15 protein-coding genes are annotated in these 12457 nt (G+C 41.5%); 4 read left to right on the top strand and 11 right to left on the bottom strand.

Going from position 1 to position 12457, the window contains the following annotated elements; all coding sequences use genetic code 11:
• From rpsS to rplC, 5 genes are all read right to left on the bottom strand, one after another.
• A partial coding sequence (rpsS, locus tag VB654_RS18060; RefSeq protein ID WP_323215220.1) for a 30S ribosomal protein S19 occupies nucleotides 1-261 on the bottom strand: 261 nt, incomplete at its 3' end.
• 149 nt (nucleotides 262-410) lie between these two features.
• Nucleotides 411-1274 (bottom strand): 50S ribosomal protein L2, encoded by an 864-nt coding sequence (gene rplB, locus VB654_RS18065; RefSeq protein WP_323215187.1) that lies wholly within the window; start codon nucleotides 1272-1274, stop codon nucleotides 411-413.
• 6 nt (nucleotides 1275-1280) lie between these two features.
• Nucleotides 1281-1595 (bottom strand): 50S ribosomal protein L23, encoded by a 315-nt coding sequence (locus VB654_RS18070; RefSeq protein WP_323215188.1) that lies wholly within the window; start codon nucleotides 1593-1595, stop codon nucleotides 1281-1283.
• On the bottom strand, nucleotides 1588-2226 hold the full coding sequence (rplD, locus tag VB654_RS18075; protein ID WP_323215189.1) for a 50S ribosomal protein L4: 639 nt from the start codon (nucleotides 2224-2226) through the stop codon (nucleotides 1588-1590). The genes VB654_RS18070 and rplD overlap by 8 nt, the downstream gene beginning before the upstream one ends.
• A 35-nt stretch (nucleotides 2227-2261) precedes the next feature.
• Nucleotides 2262-2897: a 50S ribosomal protein L3 gene (gene rplC / locus VB654_RS18080; protein WP_323215190.1), complete on the bottom strand. Its 636-nt coding sequence runs from the start codon at nucleotides 2895-2897 to the stop codon at nucleotides 2262-2264.
• 901 nt (nucleotides 2898-3798) lie between these two features.
• Between rplC and VB654_RS18085 the strand changes: the two genes are divergently transcribed.
• Together VB654_RS18085 and VB654_RS18090 are read left to right on the top strand one after the other, a co-directional pair.
• A complete protein-coding gene (locus VB654_RS18085) occupies nucleotides 3799-4287 on the top strand; it encodes an NAD(P)H-quinone oxidoreductase subunit N (protein WP_323215191.1) in 489 nt (162 codons plus the stop codon).
• Nucleotides 4288-4439: 152 nt separating this feature from the next.
• Nucleotides 4440-4979: a DUF3172 domain-containing protein gene (locus VB654_RS18090; RefSeq protein WP_323215192.1), complete on the top strand. Its 540-nt coding sequence runs from the start codon at nucleotides 4440-4442 to the stop codon at nucleotides 4977-4979.
• A 24-nt stretch (nucleotides 4980-5003) separates the two neighbouring features.
• On the opposite strand, the gene VB654_RS18095 is transcribed toward VB654_RS18090, so the two are convergent.
• A complete protein-coding gene (locus VB654_RS18095) occupies nucleotides 5004-5771 on the bottom strand; it encodes an AMIN domain-containing protein (protein ID WP_323215193.1) in 768 nt (255 codons plus the stop codon).
• A 282-nt stretch (nucleotides 5772-6053) separates the two neighbouring features.
• On the opposite strand from VB654_RS18095, the gene nrtS reads away from it, so the two are divergent.
• Complete coding sequence (gene nrtS / locus VB654_RS18100) at nucleotides 6054-6305, top strand: nitrate/nitrite transporter NrtS (RefSeq protein WP_323215194.1); 252 nt, start codon at nucleotides 6054-6056, stop codon at nucleotides 6303-6305.
• A 387-nt stretch (nucleotides 6306-6692) separates the two neighbouring features.
• Here nrtS and VB654_RS18105 read toward each other — a convergent pair whose 3' ends face one another.
• From VB654_RS18105 to nfi, 5 genes are all read right to left on the bottom strand, one after another.
• Nucleotides 6693-7127 carry a hypothetical protein gene (locus tag VB654_RS18105; protein ID WP_323215195.1) on the bottom strand — a complete coding sequence of 145 codons (435 nt, stop codon included), beginning with the start codon at nucleotides 7125-7127 and terminating at the stop codon, nucleotides 6693-6695.
• 61 nt (nucleotides 7128-7188) lie between these two features.
• A complete protein-coding gene (locus VB654_RS18110) occupies nucleotides 7189-7890 on the bottom strand; it encodes a GDSL-type esterase/lipase family protein (protein ID WP_323215196.1) in 702 nt (233 codons plus the stop codon).
• A gap of 148 nt (nucleotides 7891-8038) precedes the next feature.
• Nucleotides 8039-9994 carry an FHA domain-containing protein gene (locus VB654_RS18115; protein ID WP_323215197.1) on the bottom strand — a complete coding sequence of 652 codons (1956 nt, stop codon included), beginning with the start codon at nucleotides 9992-9994 and terminating at the stop codon, nucleotides 8039-8041.
• Nucleotides 9995-10056: 62 nt separating this feature from the next.
• On the bottom strand, nucleotides 10057-10608 hold the full coding sequence (locus VB654_RS18120; RefSeq protein WP_323215198.1) for an FHA domain-containing protein: 552 nt from the start codon (nucleotides 10606-10608) through the stop codon (nucleotides 10057-10059).
• Nucleotides 10609-10714: 106 nt separating this feature from the next.
• Nucleotides 10715-11380, bottom strand: a complete 666-nt coding sequence (nfi, locus tag VB654_RS18125; protein WP_323215199.1) for a deoxyribonuclease V — start codon at nucleotides 11378-11380, stop codon at nucleotides 10715-10717.
• A 140-nt stretch (nucleotides 11381-11520) separates the two neighbouring features.
• On the opposite strand from nfi, the gene VB654_RS18130 reads away from it, so the two are divergent.
• The gene (locus VB654_RS18130; RefSeq protein ID WP_323215200.1) at nucleotides 11521-12363 is read left to right on the top strand and encodes a prohibitin family protein; all 843 of its coding nucleotides are present in this window, start codon (nucleotides 11521-11523) and stop codon (nucleotides 12361-12363) included.
• Nucleotides 12364-12457: the final 94 nt, after the last annotated feature.

Genomic DNA, 12457 nt, shown 5'->3' on the forward strand with positions numbered 1-12457 from the left:
ATCACTCTTCCCATGACCTCTGTAGGTACGTGTGGGGGCGAACTCTCCCAACTTGTGTCCTACCATTTGTTCGTTCACAAAAACCGGAACGTGTTGACGACCGTTATGAACAGCGATGGTATGACCTATCATTAAGGGCAAAATTGTCGAAGCTCTCGACCAAGTTTTGATCACTTGCTTTTCGTTTTTAGCGTTGAGCTTTTCAATCTTGGTGAGCAAGTGATCGGCCACAAAAGGCCCTTTTTTTAAAGAACGACCCATAATTCGATTTTGGATTTTGGATTTGAGATTTTGAATCAAAAATTTGAGAATTTCGGATTTTAATGAATTAGGTTTCTGGTCAAGTTTCACAAATTCTGGATACTCACAAGTTAACCCAATCTAAAATCCAAAATTTAAAATCTAAAATTCTATGACTGACGACCGCCACGCCCGCGTTTAGAAGATTTGCGGCGGCGACGCACAATCAATTTACTGCTGGCTTTCTTGGGTTTGCGTGTTTTTGCACCCAAAGTAGGTTTACCCCAAGGTGTTACAGGGCCTGGTCTACCAATAGGCGCTCTACCTTCACCACCACCATGTGGGTGATCCACGGGGTTCATCACACTACCTCTAACCTTGGGACGGCGACCCTTCCAACGATTACGCCCGGCTTTACCAGCACTCAAGTTTCTCGCGTCGGTGTTGCCTACTTGTCCAATGGTGGCGTAGCATTCCCGCCGAATCATCCGCACTTCTCCCGAAGGTAATTTCAATGTGACATAGTTACCTTCTTTGGCTACAACTTGAGCGTTAGCACCAGCAGCCCGGACAATTTGTCCGCCTTTACCTGGTGTTAGTTCTACGTTGTGTACGCTTGTACCCAAGGGAATATTCAAAAGTGGCAAAGCGTTGCCATCTTCAAAGGGAGAATCAGGCCCAGCAATAATTGTTGCACCCACTGGCAACTTATTGGGGTGAAGAATGTAACGCTTTTCTCCATCTTGATATAACACCAGGGCAATGCGCGCATTCCGGTTGGGATCGTATTCAATGGCTATGACTTGGGCTGGGATATTACGTTTATCCCGCTTAAAGTCAATGATCCGGTACATTTGTTTGTGTCCACCACCCCGACGACGGCTAGTGATGCGCCCTTGGTTGTTGCGACCTTTGGGGCGATGTACGTATTCTGTTAAAGATTTTTCCGGCTTTGATTTGGTAATTTCGGCAAAGTCGGAAATAGTAACTTGGCGCGTACTAGGGGTATAAGGACGATAAGAACGAGTACCCATTTTGCTTTATACCTCTGGGAATAGAACTTGTCTAATTTTCTCTTCATCCCCAGGGGCTACAGTGACGATAGCTCGCTTGTATTGGGGCTTGTAACCAATGAATTTACCAACACGACGCTGTTTGCGTGGTGGCATCATGGTATTAATTTTGACGATTTTGACTGCAAATAGGCCTTCAATTGCCGCTTTTATTTGTGGCTTTGTGGCCTTGGGAGCCACTTCAAAAGTATATTTATTTTGCTCCATCAGGATGGTCGCCTTTTCAGTCACAATGGGGCGACGCACTAAGTCGGCAAGGTTGCGGGGGTCAAACTTAGGCACTATAGACCTCCTGAATTTTTGCTAAAGCTGATGCTGTGATCACAATTTTGTCAGCGTGCAGCAAATCGTAAACATTTAGCTGGTCGGCTGCAATTAACTTTAAGTTTTCGATATTGCGGGCTGACAGATAAACGTTATCTTCAGATGAAATTGCCGGCAAAATTAACAATGCCTTATTTTCTGGTGCTGCTCCCCAACGAGCTAGTGCTGCTACTAATTCTTTGGTTTTGGGGCGAGATAACTCGTTGCTAAAATCTTCTACTACAATCAAATCGTCGGCACGACTAACTAGTGCAGTTCTTAGTGCTAAACGTCGTTCTTTGCGGTTTAATTTGAGGTTATAGTCTCTGGGTTTTGGCCCAAAGATTACACCACCACCACGCCACAATGGTGAACGAATAGACCCTGCACGAGCGCGACCAGTACCTTTTTGCCGCCAAGGTTTACGACCACCACCTCTGACTTCGGAACGAGTTTTTGTGCTTGCCGTTCCTTGGCGAGAGTTGGTCATTTGTCTAACCAAGGCTCGATGTACGATATGAGATGCTGTTGATTCTTTAGCAACTCTCAATTCAAAGGTCGTCTCGCCGACTTGTTCTCCTTGCCAATTTTTTACTACGCTTTCAACCATTGTTCTGTCCTTTTGTGTCTTTTGCCTTGTAATGACTACTTACCAACTTTCTTTGCAGGCAGAATATTCACTAAGGACCCCGGTTTACCAGGAATGGCTCCTTTAATTAGCAATAAGTTGCGTTCGAGGTCTACTCGTACCACTGTCAACTTGCGAATTGTCACGCGAGTACCACCCAAACGTCCTGCCATCCGTTTCCCAGGATAAACACGACCTGGGGTTGTACCTGCACCAATGGAACCCGGCGCTCTATGGTTTTTAGAACCATGAGACATTGGACCACGGCCGAAGTTGTTGCGCTTCTGGTTGCCCGCAAAACCACGACCAATACTAGTACCGACTACATCGACAATTTGACCTTCAGTAAAAATATCTGCTTTTAGTTCTTGACCTAAAGCATAATCACTAGGGTTATCTGTGTGATATTCGTTTAAATGACGCAAAGCTGGTGCAGATGATTTTGCCAAGTGACCCAGCAGAGGTCTATTCAGCGCCTTGGGTTTTACTTCACCATAGCCGAGTTGAATGGCGCTATAACCGTCGGTCTGTTTTGTTTTAACTTGTGTAACAGTGCATGGTCCCGCTTGAACTACGGTGACAGGAATGGATACTCCTGCTTCGTCAAAGACTTGGGTCATGCCCAGTTTGGTGCCGAGAATACCTACAGACACAGTAACTGGTTCTCCTTATATACTTGCTGGTGTTGGAATCGGACTCTTGAGGACACTTTTACATTTGTATCGGTGCCGATTGAGGATGGACGACTCTCCCTGTCTGACGTTCCACAAACGGAAATGGGTAGCAAATATTACTACACCATGTCTTTTAGGACACAATTTTTGTGTCTTTACTGTTTGGTGAATCCGTTTACTTTCACTCACTTGGTCACCAGAACAGCCACAAGCTTTTTCTCATGCAGAAAAAATAACTTTTGGAATTAAGGCAATGCTTTTTAGCTTTGCGCTTTGTGCAGTAATGCTTTCGTCCAAGCAATTACTTAGGCACTTTCTGGAGGCAGTGCTGTTGGTGGCTTTCTCGCCATAACTTGCTGCTGCCGTGCTGTAGTGGGACTTAAGCGGTTTTTTACCACTCAGTATCCTTTAACTAAGGCTTGTGCAATGCTACATAAACCAACATTGCTGCTCAGTTTTCATTTCACTCAACACATTACTTTAACCTTAAACTATAGTTTAAGATTTTGCCTGGTTTTTCAACCTTAAAGGAGTGAATGTAGTTTAGAGTTGTTTGTTAGCTGCGTTTATTCAGCCAAAACTCTGAATTGAACCTGAGAGCTTTTCTAGTTTACCAGTCTCTGACAACTTTGAACCAAGTTTATTTTTGGCTGGTGATGCTACACATCTGAAAACCTACAGAGAAATGATAATTTAGTTTTTACTATCACAGGTCACAATCCAATATCATAAATCATCTATTGAGATTTGTCTATAAATCTTTAAAATAGTTTTTAATTAAAGATGATGAGATGGGCTTTCTTGCCTTAATACTTGAACCTAATCTTGGTTCAGGGTGAATAATAGAGATATCTAAGTGGGATAGGACGAAAGAAAATTTATGGCACTGATTACCACTGGCAACGCTTTAATCCGGGATCTGGAGAAATTTGGTTCCCTTGGTGTTTACGTACCTCTGGAGGGAGGTTTTGAAGGTCGATATCGCCGTCGATTACGAGCGGCGGGGTATGGCAATCTTCATATTACTGCTAGGGGATTAGGCGACGTAGCTGCGTATCTCACAGGAGTTCATGGTGTGAGGCCACCTCACCTGGGTAAAAAAAGCACTGGTAGTGGTGCGGCGGTAGGTTATGTATATTACATACCACCGATTGTTACTTATCATTTGGAAAAGTTGCCACCAAAGTCAAAAGGTTTGGTGTTGTGGATTATTGAAGGGCAGATTCTTGCGGATCAGGAAGTTGAGTTTTTAACAACTTTGCCTAGCTTGGAACCACGAGTCAAAATAGTAGTTGAGAGAGGAGGCGATCGCGCCTTCCGTTGGCAACCTCTCAAAGATACATATTCTGCCAGCTATCAAGCTGTGTAATGATCTAGCTGGGCGATCGCTATCTCTAAAATTTCCGCAAGGTGCGATCGCCCAAGTTACAGACAATTACAATGAAGAATCGGCATACTGTAAAAGGGAGAACAGTTTAGCTAACTCCCTACTTTCTCAGGCATGAAGGTGATCAGAGCAAAATGAGACGTAAATCTACTGGTAGATCGGCTACTACTTCTAAATCTTCGGCTTCACAACCATCTTTGTTCAACATTTCCACTATCGCCATTTTGGCTGGGGTGCTGGTATTAGGAATTGGTATTGGGATTGCCTTTAGCTCCACAACCACTTTAACGCCATCAAATGTGGCTTCTCGTGAATTTATTGACAATAGAGCGCCAAACCCTGAGATTTGCGTGCAGAATGGAGCTAGTGCAATGGTAATGGACGCGAGACTGTTCGTGACTCTCAACCCGTTTAATGTCTATGTGAGTCAACCAAGTATGCGTCCTGGGTGCGTTCTGCGGCAAAATAACTGGGCCATTTTAGAACAGCGTAACCTGGTGACATCTAATCAGGTCAGAGAATGTAAAAATCGCCTCAACACCTTTGGCTTTACTGGTACTTTGGAAAGCGAAAATCCTGATATTAGATGTATCTATCAAAATCAGGCAGCTCAAAACTTCTTTACATCTCAGCCAGGAGCAGTTACACAACCTCAAGAAACAGATAGATTTTAGTTTAATTGTGGATTGAGTGCAAATTTAATAATTGGGTTTGGGAAGAGGTTGACCAAACTCAATCACTTTTATATTGGATACATCAGGTTGATAATTTGGCATTGTGGGAACTGAAAAATCAGGACTGGTTTGAGAGGGAATGCTATTTAAATTACTAGGTTGCTGGGGAAAACTAGCTGGAGGAAGAATAGAATCTGGTAGTTGAGACGAGTTGCTAGGATTCAAGGGAGGTACAGTCACAAAGGGTTGCTGTGAGTTAGGATTTATGGGAGAAAAGGTACTGGGTAACTGTTGATAATTACTTGGAACTTGGTTGGGTAAAGACTGAAAATTTCCCAGTTGTGTAGGGGGAGTATAACTAGTAATCGTAGGACGTAATACCCAGCGCGTGGGGTTTTGGCGAGAAGCTAGTTGCATCTGTACCTGATTGGAATCTACAAAACTTCCGGCTATTAAATCCAGAACAATTCGAGTTACAGTATCATTTAATTGGGAAACACGAATTCTTGGAATTGCACCCGGATAATTTTGTATGGTGGGAACTTCACCTAACCTAGTATTTGGCAAATCCACAACTAGGCGAGGTGGTTCCGATAAATAGAAATATTTGGGAGTTGTGCTGGCTGAAAGGTTGATTTCTAGTTGTACATTTTCTGGGTAAAAGCGCCAATTATCTAATCTGGCTGCTGGTGCGGCAAAACTACTACCAGTTTCTAGAGAAATTACTGTGTAGAAACCCAAAAGCCACCAGCGAATTGAACAAAATTTTCTAATTGTTAGTCTCTTGGACATGAGTTTTTATTCCTTTGATTTTGAGCCATGAGGCATATTTTATTAATTACTGTTATGTATCATATTCTTTGATGGTCAGTCCTATGGATACGTTACGCGAACGGGAGTAAATTGGCAACAATTGAGTGTATCAAATTTGTGATTCATCATTTCTGAAATCAATGAATTTGATCAAAACCAATAGCCTCACATCCTCAAGTTTTTGAATAATTTGGGGATAGTTGAGTTAATAAATTATTGAGAATAGCTGTAGTATGTTATGTGAAGGTCAATAATTTTGTGATGTCTAAGTTTGTTAAAGAATATTTCGTCAGTTTAGTTGAGCCAAAATCCGTAAAAACAGCAGTGAAAGTTGCGTTAATAGTTGGCTCTATTTTATTTATAATTAATCATGGAACTGCTTTGTGGAAAGGTAGAATGAGTCGCGATCGCTGGATATCTGCGGCGATTAGTTACCTAGTTCCTTATTGCGTTAATATTCATGGACAATACATTATTCGTTACCGTTTAGCTCAAGGTAAAAAACTTAAATAATGCAGATATAGCACATTTTATAAATCTGCATTCATATCTAGACATTTGGAGCCAGATATCTGAGTGGCAGTATTATTTAGGGGTTGCTAAAAAAGTTTTATCTTGGAGGCAGGGAACAGGCAACAGGGAACAATTTTAGCTATCTATCATCCCCAAATTTTCTGATTTATTCAACCCAAAATTCACACTTTTGATGGTATGATTTTCAAAAACCGTTCGACTGACGCTCACGGCGAAGCCTTGCACCTATTTTCGGGTTGATCAGCCTTAAATCTTTGATTTATCTGGGTTTTACATTTATTCAGCAAGCCCTAATTAATTTATCTGAATAAAAATTAAATTATTCTAATTTTTTCTCGTCAGTAAAAACAGAAATGACTGGAAAAATTATAACCACTGTCCACCCCGGAAACGCCAACGGGGAAAAATAATTCGCATGAGGCTTTGCGAGGTAATAAAAACTGCTAACCAAACCAGGGTATAGTGGAGTAAAAAAGCTCCTAATGGTAGTTCTGCTTTTGGTATAGGTATGGGTAAAAATCCAAAAACTTTGATCCCACAGAAAATAAATACTAATTCCCAAATACCAGCGCCAAGCTGATATGCAGCCGGCCAGTCCCTATCCCAACGGGATTTTTGTAGGTAATTATAAAGTGTATCCCAAATTAACCCAAAGATAGCGACATAGCCAAGTATCCAGAAATATACCGAGTTTGCACCAGGGCCAATTAGACCCGTTGCAAAAGGTAATGAGACTAATACACCTATAGTTATAAGTAGAAGTAATCGAGTTTGCCAACGCCCAAATAAAGTTGGTGTCATGATTGAGTGCTGAGTTTTGAGTGCTGAGTAAAAGAGTTGATTGCAACCTATTTACTCATTTTTATAAAAAGGCTTTGATCTCACTATTAAATTTAGCATTATAGGCTGCTAATGGTTGCCAATTAATCACATTTTCTAATAAAGTTTGATATCCTAGTGTGTTGGGGTGAAGACCATCTGCACTTAAGCGTTGCAGTCGCCAAAATTCATCACGCGCCATCCATTCATCGAAAATATCTAAATAAGGAATTTGCCGTTGACTGCACGCAAGTTTAGTAGCTTCTTTATAACGGTACTGATCCTCGTGATGATAATAAAAGCAATCTAGAAAGGGCATTTTAGCTTCATCAACGGGAACCATGCCGACAAATAACACAGGACATAGTTGCTGTGCTTGTTCTAGTAAAGCATTAATTTCTGATTCAAATAGGTCAAAATCTGTATAATTTCGGCCGTTAGGGCGTTTTAATCTTGCAGAATCATTGACACCGACGGAGAGGATAATTATATCGGGAAGACGATTGCGTAGTTCTCCTCGATGGCGAAATTCAATTTCTAGCCTTTGTGCAACTTGCTGGGTGCGATCGCCTCTAACTCCCAAATTATATAATACATGACCGGAACTATCCGGTAACATCCAACACCGTCGTAGTTGCTCAACCCAACCGCCTGTTTCTGGGTCGCCAAAGCCATAAACTAAGCTATCCCCCAGTGCGATAATCTTCAAAGGCTGACATTGCTTGGGTGGTTCTACCAGCTGCATTGAGGAAGAAAGCTCGAATGTTTGCATTTTAAAGGCTGTATTTTATATCTTTACAAGATTCTACACATTTCTACACCATTAAAGCGTATCTTCCTTGACCTTAATCCTACAAGCGGCAAAAAATATCCGCTCATTCATGAATTACGAATTATGGAGATTGATTAAAAACCCACTTTAACCACTGTGCAGAAGAACTTAGTATATTTAAACGATGAACTCCGGGCGCACGGGAGGCGGCGAGTCCATCAACGGCGACTAACGCCGAATATTGCAAACCCAGAAAACTATCAACGGCTGCATAGGGACCACCCAAGGTAATTGCCCCAGCTGCATACATTTGTCCTTTACCATTCCGCATTTCTGGTAACTCAAAGTTATTTGTGACAACGAAGCGTCCTAAATGATTTAGGGGTAAGTTGTAATGTTTAACAATATCTTCTAGTAAGGGGCTTGCTTCCACTTTGGCATCTAGTCCGGTAGCATCAACAATAAAGTCTGCGGCTAATTTCATTTCTCCCAAGCCTTTTTCCTGGATATGGGTAATGGTACGATTTTGAGCATCTCTTTCTACAGCTTTTACTTCACCAAAGGTTATTTGATACCAGCCTTCACTTAGTCCTTGCTCTGTCATCTGTTGCCAGTCGTGCCGGTCGGCGGTGGTAGTACCGCCCCAGTCTGCTAGTAAGCGCTGGCGTTCTTCAGGGGTGGCTTTTTCGAGCATTACGCGGAGTTCGCCACCCCAACAAGCTTTAGGCCAGTTAAAGGGCTGAAATTCGTAATGATTTTTGACTTGTCGCTGGGCTTTTTGAAATTTGTTGCCTTGGGGTTTAGGCGATCGCATTAAATGCAAAACTGTAATATTACGATTGTGCTTTCTCGCCTCATAAATTCTTTGGATAATCCGCGAAGCCACAATTCCCCTACCACGAATCAACACAGTCCCACCCTGTTGTTCTAGTTGCTGATAAACATGGTCGTGGGCTTCATAAGCATTGACAACAGACTTAAAATCTTGATATTTTTGTCTATAAGCTTGTAAATCTGGGAGAAATTGAATTGCGGGATACCCAGTGGCTAAATGTAAATAACGACTAACTATAAAAGCATAATTGCCGGGACCACGAGAATAGGCTACACAATATCTACCATCATCTGTTTTGCGAATTGCCCTCACTCGCCCATAACGATAAATTTGATTCCAGCCAATGCGCTTAATTTCCCTGTCTATGGAATCGAAGACATTACCTGCACGTGGTGTATAAGTTTCGGCAAAAGTGGGTTCAGCGAAAACTTGCCATAAATATTTTAACCCTGAATTGAGTCTACCTTTACTAAAATCTCGCCCAGCTTCCCGCAAAGCATAACTAGGCCAACCCCAAATATTATCAGGACAAGAATCAGAATTAGATCGCAATCTTTCATGTAAGGGAATTTGCGAATTCAGACAAAGGCTTTTATAACGTGCATAAGGTTCTTTGTCTAATCCTAAAGCTACAATTTTGTCAGCACTTATACCACTAATTCGCAGCAAATCAACCCAGATAAAACTACCTAATCCCGCCCCAATTGCCAGATAGTCGCATTCATCTACGGGTAAACCTGTGGCGTGAAGTGCTTGTACTGCTACCAATTCAGTCTGAAATGTGGGGGGCGGAAAATTACTTCCTAAAGGTGTTATTGGACGAGATGGAGGCAAGCCAGGTTCAGGAATATTAGTATTGGGATTAAATTGAATCATTGACGGCGCACTGGTAGCTTGGCTGGTGGAGTTAACACCAAACATCACCGTTATTATGTAGGGGCCAATTTGCAATGTATCACCGTTAGCTAGGAAACCACGGTTTTGTCGTTGACCGTTAATAAATACGCCGTTAACGCTGCCTTGGTCAATTACTACGAGCTGGTTTTGTTCCCAATCAATGAGAGCATGATAACGGGAAATTTCATTACTATTAAGCAACATCCTCGCCACACGTTGTCCCTGAAGTTCAGCAGGTAAACGGGCGAATTCACGACCGAAAGCTATAGGCGCAATCAAAGTTGGTTCTTGCCTTTCCCCCGTCGCTGGGTCTTCCCAAGTTAATTGAATTTGTGGATTAGTCATTGGTTATTGGTAAGTGCTGTATTCTCTCCCCTGCTTCCCCGCCTCTTCCCCCTGCGATTCCTTTAATGATTGGGTGCTACTAATACGCTTACTGATGCGGCTAAAGATGTACCACACCAAGGGCAGCCAATTTGCAAATTTTCTACAGGGGAAACTTTGTAACATTTAGGACATTCTAAACCATAAATCCCTTGTGCTGGTGTTGGGGGTGTGGATGGATGATGATGACTCAGTTGTACTGGTGGTTGCTGTGGTGGTGTTAAAACTGTTGCGGGAATATTGTTAATAGCAATCTTAGTAACTTGAAGTTTTGCTTGACCCAAATAAATAATACTGCCCTCATTTAAAGGCATTTCACCGTGGACTAATTGCTGTCCGTCTATCATGGGGGGATTAGGCGATCGCAAATTTCTGATATAAAAGCATTGCTGCTGATTGTGAAAAAATATTTCTACGTGTAAACCGGATACAGTCGGGTGACTCAAAACAATGTCACACCGCAGGGGATCTCGACCGATACGGACGGTATGAGGATTTTTACTGGGCTGTTGTTCGTAAATGTTCTGAACTCTATCTTGGCCTGTATCGTGCCACTGTAAAGTTAGTGCGTTCATCTTTCTTGGATAGGTAAGTCTTAATTACTTCAATTACTCTCTGTGGGATTCCTAACACGATTTAACCAGAGCAAGCAAGTGTTTAGCACAAACTTCAATAATCACTTTATCTCGCTGATGCCAATTTATCAGCAATACGTGTAGTTTCAGGCAGGCGATATTTGGGTGTACAGCTTAATACATAGTCAATTGCCGTAGTTAAGCTGATTTGATGACCAATGGAAACATATACAGGTTTTACTCCTTGACGGGTTCTTAAAACTGCTCCAATAGTTTCACTTTTATGTATTAATGGTTGCCAACTACCTTTAGTGTCTGGCAATTGATCATGCTTACCAATTAGCAATGATTTGGCTACACCAATTGTTGGCATACCCAAGATAACTCCTAGATGACTAGCTATGCCGAATCTTCGCGGATGGGCGATTCCTTGACCATCACACAAAATAATATCTGGTGTAATTTGAATCTTTTCTAGTGCGTCAAGTACGGCTGGTATTTCCCGAAATGAGAGAAAACCGGGAATATAGGGAAATGATGTCGGACGGTACGCTAATGATGTTTCTACAACTTGCAAATCAGGAAAACTTAGCACTACAACTGCTGCACGGCTAATAGTTCCACTGGACTCAAAACCCATATCTACACCAGCCACATATTGGACAGGTTGTTTTAGTTGATCTGACCGAATGACCTGGTTTCGTAAACTTTCTTGAATAGCTGTAGCTTCCTCCACCGTTAGAGGCCAAGGATGATGTTGATAAATCTTCATATTTAAAGTGGGCGTTCAATAGGTGCTTTTCCGAAATTTTGATTAGTAAATGTGTATCTAACTTTGACATTAATTTTACAATTTTTGTCGTTTGTGAGAAAATTCCAGTTGTGGGTGTATCAATAATTCAGGAAAATAATATGCATAATGTGAGCAGAAACCTGGAGAATAATTTTCAATATGGTCTTTATATTGCTGGAGGAGTAGTTTTCTTATTTTTGGCAATTATGATCCGCCCTTTTGCCATTGTTAATGCTGGTGAAAGGGGAGTAGTCATGCACTTTGGTAAGGTTCAGGATCAAGTGTTAGACGAAGGTTTACATCCTATTATGCCAATAGTGACATCAGTTAAAAGACTCAATGTTCGCGTTCAAAAAAATACTTTTAAATCTGATGCAGCTTCTAAAGACCTGCAAACAATAACTACAGAACTTGCAATCAACTGGCATCTTGATCCACTACAGGTAAATAAAATTTACCAACAAATTGGAGATGAAGAACTTATTATTGATGGAATTATTACTCCTGCGGTTTCTGAAGTGCTAAAAGCAGCTACAGCCAAAAAAACAGCAGAAGAAGTTATCACTAAAAGAACGGAATTGAAAGAAGAAATTGATAATCATCTCAAAAACCGTTTAGCATCTTACGGTATTCTCATAGATGATGTTTCTTTAGTAGATTTTGCTTTTTCTCCAGAGTTTAGTAAGGCAATTGAATCTAAACAAATAGCGGAACAAGAGGCTAAACAGGCGGAATTTATTGCTCAGAAAGCGACTCAAGAAGCCCAAGCAGATATCAACCGCGCCAAAGGTCAAGCTGAAGCACAAAGATTACAACGGCTAACTTTAACGCCAGATTTATTACAAAAGCAAGCCATAGAAAAATGGGATGGTCGTTTTCCCACAGTTATGAGTGGTAATGGTGCGTTGCCTTTAATTAATATTAATCCCAGTAGTTTATCAAGTGGAAATAAGCAACAGTAGTTTTGAGTGTTGATTGTCGGGGAATAATTTTTTTCACCCTCACTCTAATTTTTACACCTTTGCGTGAGCTTTTCATATATTCATTCAATCAGAT

The sequence above is a fragment of the Nodularia sp. UHCC 0506 genome (genome assembly GCF_034931045.1).
Lineage (GTDB): Bacteria > Cyanobacteriota > Cyanobacteriia > Cyanobacteriales > Nostocaceae > Nodularia.

Coding starts and splice junctions, on each gene's coding strand:
- rplB (WP_323215187.1), bottom strand. CDS start 1,274: ATGGGTACTCGTTCTTATCGTCCTTATACCCCTAGTACGCGCCAAGTT.
- rplD (WP_323215189.1), bottom strand. CDS start 2,226: ATGGTTGAAAGCGTAGTAAAAAATTGGCAAGGAGAACAAGTCGGCGAG.
- VB654_RS18085 (WP_323215191.1), top strand. CDS start 3,799: ATGGCACTGATTACCACTGGCAACGCTTTAATCCGGGATCTGGAGAAA.
- VB654_RS18090 (WP_323215192.1), top strand. CDS start 4,440: ATGAGACGTAAATCTACTGGTAGATCGGCTACTACTTCTAAATCTTCG.
- VB654_RS18095 (WP_323215193.1), bottom strand. CDS start 5,771: ATGTCCAAGAGACTAACAATTAGAAAATTTTGTTCAATTCGCTGGTGG.
- nrtS (WP_323215194.1), top strand. CDS start 6,054: ATGTCTAAGTTTGTTAAAGAATATTTCGTCAGTTTAGTTGAGCCAAAA.
- VB654_RS18105 (WP_323215195.1), bottom strand. CDS start 7,127: ATGACACCAACTTTATTTGGGCGTTGGCAAACTCGATTACTTCTACTT.
- VB654_RS18110 (WP_323215196.1), bottom strand. CDS start 7,890: ATGCAGCTGGTAGAACCACCCAAGCAATGTCAGCCTTTGAAGATTATC.
- VB654_RS18115 (WP_323215197.1), bottom strand. CDS start 9,994: ATGACTAATCCACAAATTCAATTAACTTGGGAAGACCCAGCGACGGGG.
- VB654_RS18120 (WP_323215198.1), bottom strand. CDS start 10,608: ATGAACGCACTAACTTTACAGTGGCACGATACAGGCCAAGATAGAGTT.
- nfi (WP_323215199.1), bottom strand. CDS start 11,380: ATGAAGATTTATCAACATCATCCTTGGCCTCTAACGGTGGAGGAAGCT.
- VB654_RS18130 (WP_323215200.1), top strand. CDS start 11,521: ATGCATAATGTGAGCAGAAACCTGGAGAATAATTTTCAATATGGTCTT.